The organism is Spirulina sp. CS-785/01, assembly GCF_028330525.1.
Lineage (GTDB): Bacteria > Cyanobacteriota > Cyanobacteriia > Cyanobacteriales > Spirulinaceae > JAQMSD01.
The window spans coordinates 20,558-36,040 of record NZ_JAQMSD010000091.1 but is presented as its reverse complement, the minus strand read 5'-3'; the positions used below and the strand labels follow the sequence as shown (position 1 = coordinate 36,040).

Sequence of the window (15,483 nt, the reverse complement as noted above, 5' to 3'; positions counted from 1 at the left end):
TTTCCCAACTAAAATCTTATGTCGAGAAACAGAATACTCCTGATTGACAATTTTCGGACATCGAATCCTCAAATTGTCGGGCTATCCTTCCCGACGCTCACCCTGTCGGATAGAGCGCGGGGCTGTCGCCCCTAGCTCATCAGTCTAGGGGAGATGGGATTGGGGTTGAGGACGGGTTACTGCTTCCAGTTTCCAATCTCTAAATTTAACCCAGAACCCAAACGCCAGAACCCAGAACTAAGAACAAAAAAAACTTAATCCTCCGTCCAATGCTTTGCCCGTTCAACCGCCCGTAGCCAAACTTGGAAATGCTCTTGGGCTTTGCCTTGGCCTTGTCCAGGTTCAAACACCCGATCTACTTTCCGTTTCCCAATTAAATCCGCGTAACTGTCCCAAAAACCGACCGCCAAACCCGCCCCAAACGCAGCCCCTTGGGCGGTTGCATCTAGCACTTCTGGCCGTTCTACAGGAATGCCTAACACATCCGCTTGAAACTGCATTAAAAAGTCATTTTTGGACGCGCCACCATCAACCTTTAATAAATTAATTTTATCGCCATCCTTATTCATCGCGTCCACCACTTCTTTCACTTGGTAGGCGATAGACTCCACCACTGCCCGTACCATGTGTTCTCGTTTGACACCGCCTGTAATGCCCTGAAAAGACCCTCTGGCGTTCATATCCCAGTGAGGGGCCCCTAAACCACTTAACGCCGGGACAAAATAAACCCCGTTATTATCTTCAACAGACTTAGACATGGGTTCAGTATCGGCAGCGGACTGAATTAAGCCTAACCCATCGCGCAACCATTGAATACAAGCCCCAGTAGTAAACATTGCCCCTTCTAGGGCATAGTTAATGGTATCGGCCTTTGTCCAAGCCACCGTAGAGAGGAGTTGATTTTGAGAGCGTGTGAGTTCTTGTTCTGTTTGTGCCACCAAAAAACAGCCTGTGCCATAGGTACATTTTAACAGACCCTGGCGATCGCACCCATGAGCAAACAGAGCCGCCTGTTGGTCCCCAAAAATCGCCATAATCGGCACTTGATGCCCAAACAAGTCGGGGTGAGTCTTCCCAAACTCTCCCAGACTGGGCTGAATTTCCGGCATAAAATGGGGCGGAATGCCAAACAACTCCAATAAATCTTGATCCCACGTCCTCTGCTCAATATTCATGAGCATCGTTCGACTAGCATTACTATGATCCGTGACATGAACCTGTCGCCCCGTTAATTGCCACAAAATCCAAGTATCAACCGTTCCCGCAATCACATTATCCCAATTCACATGGGGCTGATTATTCTTCACTTCCTCAATTAACCACGCCAACTTAGTGGCCGAGAAATAGGCATCTAACACCAGTCCCGTCCGTTTTTGAATCTCCTCCGCCTTCCCCTGTTCCCGCAGTCGATTACACATGGGAGAAGTCCGGCGATCTTGCCAAACAATAGCTTTATGGAGGGGTTTCCCCGTGGTTTTATCCCACAGTAAACAAGTTTCCCGTTGTACCGTTAAGCCCATAGCAGCCAGTTGGGAGGCCGTCGTGTCCGTTTTCACCAACACATCCCCGATCATTTCCCGTGTATCGCGCCAAATATCAATCGGGTCATGTTCTAACCAGCCCGGTTTCGGGTAATGTTGGGTTAACTCTTTATAGGCTTGATCGACCATTGCACCATTTTGATCGAATAGAATGGCACGAGTCCCAGTCGTCCCCACATCCAGTGCCATTACATACTGTGGATTGCTTGCCATAACTCGTTTTTTTTAGACTTACACTACTTATGCTTTGAACCTTACCAAATCTCTCGAAAAATCGGACATTGGGGGCTGATATTGTAGTCTTTCTTTAAGTTGGTGATGGGTGATTGGGGAGTCGCGAGTCGGGAGATGGGGGAGTTGATAGTTGATAGTTGATAGTTGACGGTTGAACCACAAAGACACAAAGGACACAAAGGGGAGATGGAGGAGATGGAGGAGAACAAAGAACCAACTGTTCCCTGTTCCCTATTCCCTATTCTCTTTGTCACAAAGAACAAAACTACGATTCTAACCGCCAACCTTTCTTAACCACTTGACGACTGCGGGCAATGACGAGGGAATCATCTTCGACATCCTCCGTCACCACCGAACCAGCGGCCACAGTGACATCTGTTCCCAAAGTGAGGGGGGCGACTAAGACACTGTTTGACCCAGTTTTAGTCCCAGTTTTAATAATGGTTTGGTGTTTGTTTGCCCCGTCGTAGTTGGCGGTAATCGTCCCTGCACCAATATTCACACGCTCCCCTAGGGTAGCATCCCCTAAATAGGACAGGTGGGCAATATTAGTTTTCTCCCCGACTGAGGTTTTCTTGAGTTCCACAAAATTTCCCACCCGGCAAGATTCGCCAATTTTGGCTTCTCCCCGTAAATGGGCATAGGGGCCAATGCGGGTTTCGGCGGCCACCTCACTATCACTGATCACAGAATAAAGAACCGTTACATTAGGGCCAAGTTGACTATTTTCGATCAATGTTCCCGGCCCCACTCGACTTCCGGCCTTAATTTGGGTTTGGCCGCGGAGATGGGTTTCCGGTTCAATAATGACATCGGCTTCTAATTCTACAGTGTCATCAATGGTTACGCTGTCGGGATCAATCATGGTAACACCAGCCCGCATCCAATTATCTTTTACCCGGTTTTGTAGGATATGGTAGGCGACAGATAATTGACGGCGATCGTTAATCCCGGTAATCTCCTGATAGTCCTCCACATCTACGGCCATGACAGGCTGCATCATGGCAAAGACATCGGTGAGATAATATTCTTCTTGGTCGTTATCCGCGTGTAATTGGGGTAAGACTGCCGCTAACTGAGGCCAGTTAAAGCAATAGACTCCCCCATTGATGCGACGATTTTGTTTTTGAGCATCAGTGCAGTCCCGATGTTCTACAATTTGTTGCACATAGTTTTGATGATCACAGAAGACTCGACCATAACCGTGGGGGTTGGGTAATTGGGCGGTGAGTAGGGTGGCAGCGTTTTGATTGTTTTTATGGGTGTCGATGAGTTGTTTGAGCGTTTCGGGACGCAAAAGCGGCACATCGCCATTGAGAACCAATAAGTCACCGTTAAAATTATCGAGGGGAGAGAGGAGTTGTTGAATAGCGTGACCTGTTCCCAGTTGTTCCCGTTGTTCAACAAATTCAATGTCGGGGTAAGGTTTTAAGTTATCTTGGACTCGTTCGCCCTGATAGCCAATGATCACTAATCTCCGAAGGGGAGAGATGGCTTCACAACTCAGAAGGGCCCGTTCGACTAAACTTCGTCCCCCTAGTTGATGCAAGACTTTGGGCAAGTCTGATTTCATGCGAGTTCCACGCCCTGCTGCAAGAATTGCTACCGCTACCATTATCTTTTTTTCTACTCGTTTTGTTTAAGGTTTAACAAGGTACAGTCTCTATTGTCTGAAAAAATTGCACAATAGCCTAGCGGGGTTTTAGGAGTTGATAGTGGATAGTGGATAGTTGGGGAATTGAACCACAAAGACACAAAGGACACAAAGGGAAGATGGGAGAGATGGGGGAGATGGGGAGAATAAAGAATCAACAACCAACAACCAATAACAAAAAAAATGAGTAAGCAAAAACGGATTTCCCAGGGCCAGCTAAACACCTTTGAGACTTGTCCGCGTAAGTATCAGCATATTTATCTCGATCAACTGGCCTCTCCTGTGACTCCTTACCAGCAAGAAAGGTTGATGTGGGGGAGTCAATTCCACTTGTTGATGCAGCAGCGTGAGTTGGGTTTGCCGATCGCAGACCTGGTGGGAGAAGATCAAAAACTGGTACAGTCTCTCACGAGTCTCTTGGCCGCGGCCCCGGAGAGTTTAATCCCGCAACCCGGAACTTGGCGAGATGCGGAACACCATCGGACTCTGGTTTGGGGGGACTATTTATTAACGGTGGTGTATGATTTACTGATTGCTAGTCCGGAATCGGCTCAAATTTTGGACTGGAAAACCTATCTCCGTCCGAAAGGGCGGCAGATTTTGGCGGATCATTGGCAAACTCGGCTTTATTTGTTTGTCTTGGGGGAAACGTCGGACTATTATCCAGAGCAACTTTCGCTCACTTACTGGTTTGTGTTGGGGGAAAAAGACCCCCAATCGGTGAGTTTCCCGTATGATCAAGGACAGCATGAACAAACGCGACAAGATTTGGCGGTTTTGTTACAGCAAATGACGGAGTTTGGGGAACATTATCAACAAGACCGGATTCCTTTTCCCCAAATCCCAGAATCTCAGGGAATTTGTCCGACTTGTCCGTTTGCGAAACGGTGTCAGCGGTCTTCTGAAGATAAAGAGTCAAAAAACTTTGCTGAGGAAGTCGTCTCGTTCGATAAGATTAAGGAAATACCGCTTTAATTTCTGCTCACACTCTTGATTCTGTTCTTATTATTTTTTGGTTATAGGATAGTTAGCTAAAATGCGTCAGTTTACCACCCGTTTAACGACGATCGCTAGTTTACAGGCAATTAGTGCTGTAATTATGATTCCTCTCAGTTTTTTGTTGGCGATTAATGAGGGAGTTCACTTTTGGTTGGGAGGAGTTAGGGTTGAGGATGATCTTGGCTCAGAATCGAGTTATGCTAAGGCTTTGGTGGCGTTTATTATTGCGATCATTAGTTTGTTGGCTGGACTGTTTTCTTTGTTTTTCAGTTTACAATTGTTTCAAACGGAGCAATCTTGGACTCAGTTGGGAACCTTAGGGGTACAAGGCTGCATTTTGGGGGCAGAGTTGGCGAAGGTTTTTGTTAATTTGAACCCAAATTTTGTGATTTTGGGGTTTGCGGTGGCCATTATTAGTTTATTATTAATTCGTTTACGAATTGATAAGGCTTTTGTCCGGAAAAAAGCGACGAATCTTGAACAATCTCCGGAAACCGCCAATGCGTCCTCGGAAAATGCCTCTTAATGGATTTCAATACGGAAGGGAGTTATGGGTAAAAAAGATTTAATTTCATTCATTGTCTCCCTTTTTTATTGATGTCAAACTAACTTAATTTTAGGGAGTAAGTTTATTTAGCTGTTGTATTAGGAATTGAGGTGAGGGATTGGATAAACTGGTTAATATTGCTGCACAATTTTATCCCCCAACTCAAGGGAAGTTGCAGGGGAATTTAGGGAAGATTGTGAAAATTGAACCTTGGGGGAGTGGTAATGTTAATGATACGTTTCGGGTGACGGTGGAGAATGGGAAAACCCCTTATTTTATTTTACAACGGTTAAATACTCATGTTTTCCGCCAACCGGATTGGGTGATGGGGAATATTCGGGTGTTGAGTGATCATATTCAGGACCACTTACAGGCTGATTCTACGCTCCGTTGGCAAGTTCCACAAGTGCTAACGACGGGAGAGGGTAAGGGGTGTTGGTATGCTGAGGATGGGACGGTGTGGCGAGCGTTGGGGTATATTGAGGGAACGTGCTATGATGCGATCGCAACTCCCCATCACGCAACAGAAGTGGGGTATGGGTTGGGAATGTTTCACCGTCTCCTCAGTGACTTACCCCCCCATCATCTTGCGGATACTTTAGAGGGGTTTCACATTACTCCCCGATATTTACAGGAATACGATCGCACCCTAGAAAAAGGGCCCCACCCAACCTCGGCGGAGGTACAATACTGTTGTAACTTTATCTCAGATCACCGTTCTCAAGTTAACATCCTAGAAACTGCGAAACAGGAAGGGAAACTCCCCTTACGGGTAATTCATGGTGATCCCAAGGTAAATAATGTCATCCTCGATGAGACAACGGGAAACGCCGTTAGTATGATTGATCTAGATACGGTGAAACCCGGATTAATTCATTATGATATCGGAGACTGTCTGCGATCGGGATGTAACCCATTAGGAGAAGAAACCCAAGACTGGGAGAAAGTCTATTTTGATCCCGATCTTTGTCAGTCCATCCTACGCGGTTATTTACCCCTTGTTGAGGATATTTTAACCGACAATGAGTATCATTACATTTACGACAGTATCCGGTTAATTACCTTTGAGTTAGGATTACGCTTTTTTACGGATTATTTAGCCGGAAATCTTTATTTTAAGGCGAAATACCCCGAACATAATTTAAACCGCGCATTAGTCCAATTTAAATTAACTCAAAGTATTGAAAAACAAGCCAATGTAATTGGTAAGATTATTGGTGGATAGCGAGAAACCGGGTTTCTGTTCTCAGTTAAGTTTTTTAGTCTAAAATTTGGATAGAAACCCGGTTTCTAACCTCTATCAACTATTCACTATTCACTATTCAAAAGACTTTCCAACTCATGGCGTAACGCTGGAACATTAGCCACTCGTCCCACTAATAAATTATCATCATTTGCCTGATTTAACTCCTCTTGCCAATAGCGAATTTTATCTTCTTGACGTAACCAAAAATGAATCATAGATTGCACCACTTCTTCCCAATTCCAATCGGGTTTTTGGGGGATCAGATTTGCCGATTCAATAAACGCATCTAAGGTACAAAATTGTGTGCCAAAATAGGCTTTGCTGCGGTGCGGATTGCTTTCAACTTTTTGTTGATAATCAAAAAAGGTGACAACAGACGCTAATCCAACAATATCGAAGGTATAAGACATAGTAGCTTTACCTCATCTAAACTGTAAAAATGTTTACTTTCTGGGGTTTGATTTATGGTTTTCTAATGAATTAGACTGAATTTTAGCCAATCTGTTGCCGAAAAAGTGTTGTCTGTTAACTTTTTTTGACATTTTCGGGACAAAATATAAAATTTTTTCCTGACGAAACCCCCTTGGGATTATCTCCTAGACTCCTTCAGCATTGTACGGAATCCCCCATCGGGAGTCCATTGAATCGCCCCGTGTTGTCCGGTAATGTAGGTTTGGATGTTGTGCTGGGTGAGGGTTTGCTGGGTTTCGGGGGAGAGGGTGGGGGAAACTGCGATCGCAATCTTCATTTTCATTTCACCCTTCGGTAACGTCTCCCCCGCAAACACTAAAACATCTCCCGTCTGAGGAAACTCCCACCCTTCCCCCGTCACAACCCCCCAAGTTTTCCCCTGTAACTGCAACTGTAATCCCCCACCGTTTCCCCCTAGTGAAGTGACTTGTAATTCTCCCAAAGTGGCAGTTTGATTAACAGGGAAAGGCTGCACCTCCCCAATTTTAGGGGTTTTAAAGGCAGCTTCTGGACTCCTAGCGGTGTGTAACAGGGTTGGAATGGCAAAATTATCAGAAATCTCTGTCCAGCCTGTTTGCCGGGCATTTTCTCCGGTTAACGCGATCGCCAACGCCAGGCGATTTATGGCCTGAGACGCTAAAAACGGGATAACTGTATAATTCGCTGTGTCCCCATCTCCTGCATTAATTAACGTAACCTTGCCTTGATCTTGCACAATGACAATGGGACGGCCAGCCGTAGCTAAAACAGTAATTTGGGTTAAAGTAGCATTATTGTAGAGAATGGGCGCGATCGCCAGCACAACCGCCACCCCCCCCAACACCCACCCATAGCTAGACACCCGCCAAACCAGCAAAAACAAACCATAGAGACTCAACACCTGTACAAGATGTAAACTCCCCACCGCCAAAGCACTTCCTGGCAACTGCACCATCAACGAGACCATCTGGATTACAAATTGCGTGGGATAATAAAACAGTCGCGCAATTAAACTCCCTCCCCACACCCACACCACCCCCACCATCCCACTCACCATCCCCCCCAAACTCACCAGAGACACCAACGGCATCAGCAACGCATTCACCGCAATACTATAGGTGGCCAACACATTGAAATTCAACCACAACAACGGCAACGTCCACAAAGAAGCCGCCCAAGGAATAGCCAACAACCCCGCAATGGTAGGCGGCAACCAATCCAACCGCTTCATCATTGCAGGAACAGTCACCACCAACCCAAACGTTACCCCAAAACTCATCTGAAAACTCAAACTGGCCACCCACAGGGGATTCACCAATAATAACCCCGTCGCAATCACCAACAACAACCCCAAAGGCCGCACCCGTCGTTCCACCAGCAACGCCAACAACGCCGCAACCCCCATCAAACTTGCCCGCAACACCGACGGTTGCAACCCCGTTAAACTCAAATACACCAGCAACACCCCCACCCCAACCCCCACCCGTTGCCGAGTCCGCAAACGCTGAGTTATCCCCATCACCACCCCCAGCAACAACGACACATGAAACCCCGACGCAGCCAACGTATGGGCTAACCCCGCTTGAATAAACTGATCTTGCAGCGTATAAGGCAAATTCACCACCCGACGACCCATCACCATCCCACTCACCAACTCCCCCGCAGGACTCCCTAACCCCCGTTGGTGGGCCTCTAGGACACGCTGCCGCAACACCCACCCCCCCAAGGGTTTCTCCGTCGGTTGCGCCGCTAATTGGCCATAAAACCCCGCAAACACCCCCTCATTGTGCAAATACTCCCGAAAATCAAATCCCCCCGGATTTTTCTGCGGTTGCGGGAGGTATAAATTGCCGATTAATTGTACCCGTTGCCGAGAGACTAAATTCTTGCCTTGGTCTGAAGGGATTGTGACATAAAGTTTCCCCCCAATCTCTGCATTATCCGCCACCTGTTGAACCTGTAAAATAAAACGAATACGCTGTTGGCGATTTAAAGACGGAGAATTGAGAATAGTCCCCGTTACTATCACTTCCTCTGGTAATTGGGGGACAAACTGACTAATATCTTGAGTCGTGGGTTGAGGAATACGCACATAGAGATAAAACACCCCCACCGCAGCAGTTAACCCCGCAACCATCCACACCCTCCATGGCGGACTTTTTCCCCAAAATTTAGGGATAATGAATCCTAAAATCATCCCCAAAACCATCCAACCCAAGGCTAAACTCAACCAAAGGGGAAAAGATAGCGTTTTTAACTCAAAGCGAAGTATCCCAGTAGAAAGCAACCCGATGATATAAGCAGTAAAAACCACTGCCCACCCTTGGCGAGTCATGAGCTAAATTAAAAAATAAAATTTGAAATATTGTAGAGTATTTTGGGTCAACAATTAGACCCTATAAGCGCAGATTTCAGGATAAATTCTCAGATGCGACGGCCTCTTGTTGAGGAGTCTCATTTTCTTGGTCAAAAGATAACGTTTTCACAGAGGACTGGAGAGACGACCACTTTAAGGTTAAGAGACGGGGGAGGAGAAGGCAAAACGTAGCATTGAAAAGGGTTAACAGGATAAATTGTAAGGTCGTCATTTCCATCGCTTTTTCTCCTAACTGATCTCTCCGAACTCATCTTAGACCAAGCTACGGTATTTATTACAGGGACTGACCCAAGTTGCACCGCTTAATTCCATTATGGGGGAATCGTTCCCAACACTCTGTAATTAATGATTCAGTATTACTTGTTAATCCTATAAGTTTTTCTCAACAATCCCACCCAGTTCTCCCGAAAATCTAACCTAAGATATAGGGCTAACGGCTAAGTATGAGGCGGGGTTGGGGGAATAGGAACTCACTATAGTCCGCTAAGTTATCTAGGCCAATATATCCCAAAAAGATTTCGAGAAATAACCAAAAGCTCAAATGGAATAGGAGTTTTTGCCATTTTTTCTTTTTCATGGTTCGAGAGTGAAAACTCAGTAGTTTATTTACTTATCTTTACTTTCACCAATTTTTGGCTTGACTAATGTGATGTACTGGTATCGGACAGGGTGTAGTTGATCAAGTTAACCGGTGATGAAAGGAACTAAACTCAGTGATATGGGTTACACCTTTCTGTGATCTTGTTGTTGGTGTTTTTTCTTCTTTTACGAACCGTCGATTAACCCGTTTTAATGGGTTTGAGCTATTGGCCTTGGGTTTTAACCCAAGGCAGATTGAACCCTTTTTTTATTGAGTTTCCATTTCATCTATGAGCAGTTCCACAAACTGACGTACCGCACCGGACGCTCCACGGACTGACCTTAATCTTTGCTGCATCTGTTGTAGGGTTTCAGGATGATTTAAATAATTTAAGGCGACTTCGGCCAGTCTTTCTGGGGTTAAGTTACCGACTAACTCTGGGACAATTTCCCGTTTGGCCCAGATATTCGGCCAAGCAAAGAGGGGTTTTGCTCTTGATACATACTGAAACATTAACCAGTTAATCGTGACGGCAAACCCTGTCCCCACTAAAGGTAAATTAACTAAGAGGCCGGGGAGTCCATCCCATGCTCGCATTGCGTCGATTTGTTGAGTGGGACTACAAACAATCATCGGCACAGCTAATGCCCCTAATTGTGCCGTATTTGCGCCGATGCTGGTTAAACAAAGGCGACATTGACTCAAGATAGAATAAGCGGGAAACTCTTGCCAGAGGGGAATTTGTAACCCTCCAGAGGTTTCGAGGTAGGGGAGGGTGTCTGGGGGGGTGACTAATTTGGCACTGACGTTACCCAGTTTGGGGATGATGGGATTATAGGCGCGATCGCAATATTTCGCTAACTCCTCTATACTCAAAGTCGGGGCCACCGGAATGATAAACTGGGTTTGCGGACGTTGCCTGTGTATTTGTTCCGCCACCGCACAAACCAAAGGCAACCCCTGAGTTAATTTCATGGCCTTTGACCCCGGTAACAGGCCAATCAATTCGGTATTGTCTCCCCAATAGTCCTCAACAAACCTATTCTCCTCCATCTCCACATCGGCCATTAAATCCCCCACTATCGTACATTTATGCTGATATTTCCGGGGGAGGGACTGTCGCACCTGGTCATTCATCCCTGCAAAACGATGTACCCACCGCGGCCACCGCGCTTCCCATTCTGCATAAATAACCACAGGATAGCCTAACCGTCGCCCAATCATCACCGAAAACAGTTGATCTCCCCCCAGAAAGACCACCATTCCCCGGTCATACCAGTCCCAAGGCTCTGCCGTTTTCCCCCACAGTAAAAAATCCCAAAAATACCGCGCTCCCTGTACCCGGTCCACTTCCGGGTAAGACTGGGCCAACTCCACCTCTCGGCCTGACGCATTGGGACAAGGGGAAAGAACCACCGAAATACGCAGGGGATGGGGATAGAGTTTGCGGAGTAACTGCACCACCGGACACACCCAAGTGGTAATTTCTCCGGGGCCATTGGAAAGGATGAGTAGGTCAAATTCTTTATTCATATTTTTTTACATTTGTCAAGTTATTAATAATTAAATTTTGTAAAAAATAACGGAGTAAATGCTCACAAAATTTGTCAAGTTTTGTTACAAAAAATTTATTCTTCTTATCAAATTGTGTCGAAATAGGCGAAAATCCCCCTGAAAGCGTACATAATCTGATACAAAAAAACATTAACAGACATATCCCTCATCGTCGGGATACTGGCTGTTATGGTTCAGTTCCAGCAATTCAGGCAACTCATAACTAGCAAGTTACGCGCTCAAGGAGAATACATCTATGTTCACCCACGTCAAGTCCACCCATCGACGCATAATCCCAGAATCGCTCAATGATCGTTCCTTGCTCAAGGTGGTCTATGTCGTGTTAGAGCCACAGTACCAAAGCACCTTAACCAAGGCCGTCCAAGCTATCAACGCCAATAACGAGAAACTGGCCATTGATCTGCGCGGTTATTTGATTGAGGAGTTACGGGACCCGGAAAACTACGATAATTTCAAACAAGATGTGGCCGAGGCCAATATTTTTATTGCCTCGTTAATTTTTATTGAAGAATTGGCCGATAAAGTCGTCGAGGCGGTACAACCGCACCGGGAAAACCTCGACTTGTCCATTGTTTTCCCCTCCATGCCCCAAGTGATGCGCCTCAATAAGATGGGGAAATTTTCCATGGAGAATTTGGGACAATCGAAAAGTGCGATCGCGCAATTCATGCGCAACCGCAAGAAAAAATCCGGTTCGTCCTTCCAAGACAGTATGCTCAAACTGTTGCGAACCCTCCCCAAAGTCCTGAAATATATGCCCGTGGACCGGGCCCAGGACGCTCGCAACTTTATGTTAAGTTTCCAATATTGGCTCGGTGGGTCAGCAGACAACCTGGAAAACTTCCTGCTCATGTTGGCAGATAAATATGTCTTCCCCGATGCTGGACTCTGGAACGACGAAACCGGAGAACTCGCCTACGCTGACCCCGTCGTCTATCCCGACATGGGCATCTGGCATCCCCTCGCCCCGAAAATGTTCGAGGATATCAACGAATATTGGGACTGGTACAACCAACGAGAGGATATCAACGAAGACTTACGGGACCCCCTCGCCCCCTGCGTCGGGTTAGCCATGCAGCGCACCCACCTCGTCACCGGAGATGATGCCCATTATGTCGCCATGGTACAGGAATTAGAAGCCATGGGCGCACGAGTCATCGCCGTCTTCTCCGGCGGGTTAGACTTCTCCAAACCCGTGGATGAGTATTTCTGGGATAAACGAGTCCAAGGCGTTGAACCCACCCCCTACGTGGATGTCGTCGTCTCCTTAACCGGGTTTGCCTTAGTCGGTGGGCCAGCGCGACAAGACCATCCCAAAGCCATTGACTCCTTAAAACGCCTCAACCGCCCCTACATGGTGGCCTTACCCCTTGTTTTCCAAACCACCGAAGAATGGGAAGACAGCGAACTGGGGTTACATCCCATCCAAGTGGCCTTACAAATTGCCATCCCTGAGTTAGATGGGGCCATTGAACCCATTATCCTCTCCGGACGAGACGGGGCAACCGGGAAAGCGATCGCCCTCCAAGACCGGGTAGAAGCCGTCGCCAAACGGGCCTTAAAATGGGCCAACCTCCGCAAAAAACCCAAACTAGACAAAAAAGTCGCCATCACCGTCTTCAGCTTCCCCCCCGATAAAGGCAACGTGGGAACGGCCGCCTATTTAGACGTATTTGGCTCAATTTACGAAGTGCTGCAAGCCCTGCACAATAATGGCTATGATATTCAAGACCTTCCTGAGTCCCCCGAAAAATTAATGGAGGCCGTCATCCACGATGCCCAAGCCCAGTATGCCAGCCCAGAACTGAATGTGGCCTATCGGATGTCGGTGATGGAATACGAACGCCTCACCCCCTACTACGAACGCTTAAAAGAAAACTGGGGCGACCCACCAGGACATTTAAACAGTGACGGTCAAAACCTGCTTGTTTACGGGAAACAGTTCGGCAATGTGTTTATTGGGGTACAGCCCACCTTTGGTTACGAAGGGGACCCCATGCGCTTATTGTTCTCTCGGTCCGCCTCTCCCCACCACGGCTTTGCCGCCTACTACACCTATTTAGAGCATATCTGGCAAGCGGATGCCGTGTTACACTTCGGAACCCACGGGTCTTTAGAATTTATGCCCGGTAAACAGATGGGAATGTCAGGGACTTGTTACCCGGATAGTTTAATTGGCTCAACGCCTAATATTTATTACTATGCGGCCAATAATCCCTCTGAGGCGACTATTGCTAAACGGCGTAGTTATGCCGAAACCATCAGCTATTTAACCCCCCCTGCGGAGAATGCGGGACTGTACAAAGGGTTAAAAGAGTTAAATGAGTTAATTGGGTCTTATCGGGACTTAAAAGACGGAGGCCGGGCGATTCAGATTGTCAATACTATTATGGATCAGAGTCGCTTGGTGAATTTAGACCAAGATATTGATATCCCGGAGAAGGATGCCAAGGATATGACTCCTGAAGAACGGGATAATATTGTGGGTATGGTCTATCGCAAGTTGATGGAGATTGAGTCCCGTCTCTTGCCCTGTGGTCTGCACGTGGTCGGTAAACCGCCGACTGCTGAGGAGGCTATTGCCACGTTGGTGAATATTGCCAGTTTAGACCGGGAAGAAGAGGGCATTAAGAGTTTACCGACCATTATTGCTGAGAGTTTGGGCCGGGAGATTCAGGAGGTTTATTCTAACAGCGATCGTGGTATCCTCAACGATGTGGACTTACTCCAGAACATCACCCAAGCCACCCGTGATGCCGTTGCCGCCCTCGTCAAAGCCCAAACCGACGCAGAGGGTCGCGTCTCCAAAGTCACCGGGTTAAACTTCTTCAACCGCTTCAAGAAAACCCCTTGGGTGGAGTCCCTACACAATTCCGGATATAAAGAAGTCAACACCGAAGACTTAAAACCCCTCTTTGAATACCTCGAATTCTGCTTAGAACAAGTCTGCGCGGATAACGAGTTAGGCGGACTCCTGCAAGCCCTAGAAGGAGAATACATCCTCCCCGGCCCCGGCGGCGACCCCATCCGCAACCCGATGGTACTGCCCACCGGAAAAAATATCCACGCCCTCGACCCCCAGTCCATCCCCACCATCGCGGCAGTAAAATCGGCAAAAATCGTGGTTGACCGTCTCATCGAACGGCAACGCTTAGATAATGGCGGCGACTACCCGGAAACCATCGCCTGTGTCCTCTGGGGGACAGATAATATCAAAACCTACGGAGAGTCCCTCGCCCAAATTCTCTGGATGGTGGGGGTTAAGCCTTGTCCCGACTCCCTCGGACGGGTGAATAAATTAGAACTCATCCCCTTAGAAGAATTAGGCCGTCCCCGCATTGACGTAGTGGTGAACTGTTCCGGAGTCTTCCGCGACCTGTTTATCAACCAAATGTCCCTCTTAGACCAAGCGGTGAAAATGGCCGCCGAAGCGGACGAACCCCCAGAAATGAACTTTGTCCGCAAACACGCCATGCAGCAAGCAGAAGACATGGGCATTAACTTGCGTCAAGCGGCCACACGGGTCTTTTCTAACGCTTCTGGGTCCTATGCCTCTAATGTGAATTTAGCGGTGGAAAATAGCAGTTGGGAGGAAGAAAGCGAGTTACAGGATATGTATTTAAACCGTAAATCTTTCTCCTTCAACTCCGATAACCCAGGAGTCATGGACACCAACCGGGACTTGTTTGAGTCGTCTTTATCCAGTGCTGATGTCACGTTCCAGAACTTAGATTCCTCGGAAATCAGCTTAACGGACGTTTCCCACTACTTCGACTCAGACCCCACCAAGGTTGTGTCCAAGTTACGCAAGGATGGCAAACAACCCGCCTCCTACATTGCCGACACCACCACGGCCAATGCCCAAGTCCGCACCTTATCGGAAACCGTGCGTCTCGATGCCCGCACGAAAATGTTAAACCCGAAATGGTACGAAGGGATGCTGAGTCACGGTTATGAGGGAGTCCGGGAGTTATCTAAGCGTTTGGTAAATACCATGGGTTGGTCTGCCACTGCGGGGGCTGTGGACAACTGGGTTTATGAAGATACCAACGACACCTTCATCAAAGATGAGGAAATGTGCAAACGCTTAATGGACATGAACCCCAACTCGTTCCGCAAGATGGTGAGTACGTTGTTGGAGGTGAATGGCCGCGGTTACTGGGAGACTTCTGAGGAGAATTTAGACCGTCTCCGCGAGTTATACATGGAGGTCGAAGACCGCATTGAAGGCGTTGAGTAGTTGTTGAGTCGTTAAGTAGATATAATAGGGGAACGGAATA

The 15,483-nt window shown here is 47.3% G+C and carries 11 protein-coding genes; 4 read left to right on the top strand and 7 right to left on the bottom strand.

Annotated elements, in window-relative coordinates; all coding sequences use genetic code 11:
• Positions 1 to 254 precede the first annotated feature (254 nt).
• The gene (gene glpK / locus PN462_RS05255) at positions 255 to 1,754 is read right to left on the bottom strand and encodes a glycerol kinase GlpK (protein ID WP_272126964.1); all 1,500 of its coding nucleotides are present in this window, start codon (positions 1,752 to 1,754) and stop codon (positions 255 to 257) included.
• Positions 1,755 to 2,040: 286 nt separating this feature from the next.
• Entirely contained in the window at positions 2,041 to 3,390 is a 1,350-nt protein-coding gene (gene glmU, locus PN462_RS05250; RefSeq protein WP_272126963.1) for a bifunctional UDP-N-acetylglucosamine diphosphorylase/glucosamine-1-phosphate N-acetyltransferase GlmU, read from the bottom strand.
• 222 nt (positions 3,391 to 3,612) lie between these two features.
• On the opposite strand from glmU, the gene PN462_RS05245 reads away from it, so the two are divergent.
• From PN462_RS05245 to PN462_RS05235, 3 genes are all read left to right on the top strand, one after another.
• Positions 3,613 to 4,404 carry a PD-(D/E)XK nuclease family protein gene (locus PN462_RS05245; protein ID WP_272126962.1) on the top strand — a complete coding sequence of 264 codons (792 nt, stop codon included), beginning with the start codon at positions 3,613 to 3,615 and terminating at the stop codon, positions 4,402 to 4,404.
• A gap of 61 nt (positions 4,405 to 4,465) precedes the next feature.
• Positions 4,466 to 4,954: a hypothetical protein gene (locus PN462_RS05240; RefSeq protein WP_272126961.1), complete on the top strand. Its 489-nt coding sequence runs from the start codon at positions 4,466 to 4,468 to the stop codon at positions 4,952 to 4,954.
• A 139-nt stretch (positions 4,955 to 5,093) separates the two neighbouring features.
• Positions 5,094 to 6,200: a phosphotransferase enzyme family protein gene (locus PN462_RS05235; RefSeq protein ID WP_272126960.1), complete on the top strand. Its 1,107-nt coding sequence runs from the start codon at positions 5,094 to 5,096 to the stop codon at positions 6,198 to 6,200.
• Between the two features lie 86 nt (positions 6,201 to 6,286).
• Here PN462_RS05235 and PN462_RS05230 read toward each other — a convergent pair whose 3' ends face one another.
• The 5 genes from PN462_RS05230 to PN462_RS05210 form a co-directional block, all read right to left on the bottom strand.
• Positions 6,287 to 6,631 (bottom strand): hypothetical protein, encoded by a 345-nt coding sequence (locus tag PN462_RS05230; protein WP_272126959.1) that lies wholly within the window; start codon positions 6,629 to 6,631, stop codon positions 6,287 to 6,289.
• Positions 6,632 to 6,810: 179 nt separating this feature from the next.
• Entirely contained in the window at positions 6,811 to 9,006 is a 2,196-nt protein-coding gene (locus PN462_RS05225) for a ComEC/Rec2 family competence protein (protein ID WP_272126958.1), read from the bottom strand.
• Between the two features lie 76 nt (positions 9,007 to 9,082).
• Complete coding sequence (locus PN462_RS05220; protein ID WP_272126957.1) at positions 9,083 to 9,259, bottom strand: hypothetical protein; 177 nt, start codon at positions 9,257 to 9,259, stop codon at positions 9,083 to 9,085.
• Between the two features lie 219 nt (positions 9,260 to 9,478).
• Positions 9,479 to 9,625, bottom strand: a complete 147-nt coding sequence (locus PN462_RS05215) for a hypothetical protein (RefSeq protein ID WP_272126956.1) — start codon at positions 9,623 to 9,625, stop codon at positions 9,479 to 9,481.
• A gap of 270 nt (positions 9,626 to 9,895) precedes the next feature.
• A complete protein-coding gene (locus PN462_RS05210; protein WP_272126955.1) occupies positions 9,896 to 11,161 on the bottom strand; it encodes a lipid-A-disaccharide synthase in 1,266 nt (421 codons plus the stop codon).
• A 277-nt stretch (positions 11,162 to 11,438) separates the two neighbouring features.
• Between PN462_RS05210 and PN462_RS05205 the strand changes: the two genes are divergently transcribed.
• Positions 11,439 to 15,443 carry a magnesium chelatase subunit H gene (locus PN462_RS05205; RefSeq protein WP_272126954.1) on the top strand — a complete coding sequence of 1,335 codons (4,005 nt, stop codon included), beginning with the start codon at positions 11,439 to 11,441 and terminating at the stop codon, positions 15,441 to 15,443.
• Positions 15,444 to 15,483: the final 40 nt, after the last annotated feature.

Excerpts from the sequence above, each read along its gene's own strand:
- PN462_RS05230 (WP_272126959.1), bottom strand. The coding sequence starts at position 6,631 with ATGTCTTATACCTTCGATATTGTTGGATTAGCGTCTGTTGTCACCTTT.
- PN462_RS05205 (WP_272126954.1), top strand. The coding sequence starts at position 11,439 with ATGTTCACCCACGTCAAGTCCACCCATCGACGCATAATCCCAGAATCG.
- PN462_RS05215 (WP_272126956.1), bottom strand. The coding sequence starts at position 9,625 with ATGAAAAAGAAAAAATGGCAAAAACTCCTATTCCATTTGAGCTTTTGG.
- PN462_RS05210 (WP_272126955.1), bottom strand. The coding sequence starts at position 11,161 with ATGAATAAAGAATTTGACCTACTCATCCTTTCCAATGGCCCCGGAGAA.
- glmU (WP_272126963.1), bottom strand. The coding sequence starts at position 3,390 with ATGGTAGCGGTAGCAATTCTTGCAGCAGGGCGTGGAACTCGCATGAAA.
- PN462_RS05220 (WP_272126957.1), bottom strand. The coding sequence starts at position 9,259 with ATGACGACCTTACAATTTATCCTGTTAACCCTTTTCAATGCTACGTTT.
- glpK (WP_272126964.1), bottom strand. The coding sequence starts at position 1,754 with ATGGCAAGCAATCCACAGTATGTAATGGCACTGGATGTGGGGACGACT.
- PN462_RS05225 (WP_272126958.1), bottom strand. The coding sequence starts at position 9,006 with ATGACTCGCCAAGGGTGGGCAGTGGTTTTTACTGCTTATATCATCGGG.
- PN462_RS05245 (WP_272126962.1), top strand. The coding sequence starts at position 3,613 with ATGAGTAAGCAAAAACGGATTTCCCAGGGCCAGCTAAACACCTTTGAG.
- PN462_RS05240 (WP_272126961.1), top strand. The coding sequence starts at position 4,466 with ATGCGTCAGTTTACCACCCGTTTAACGACGATCGCTAGTTTACAGGCA.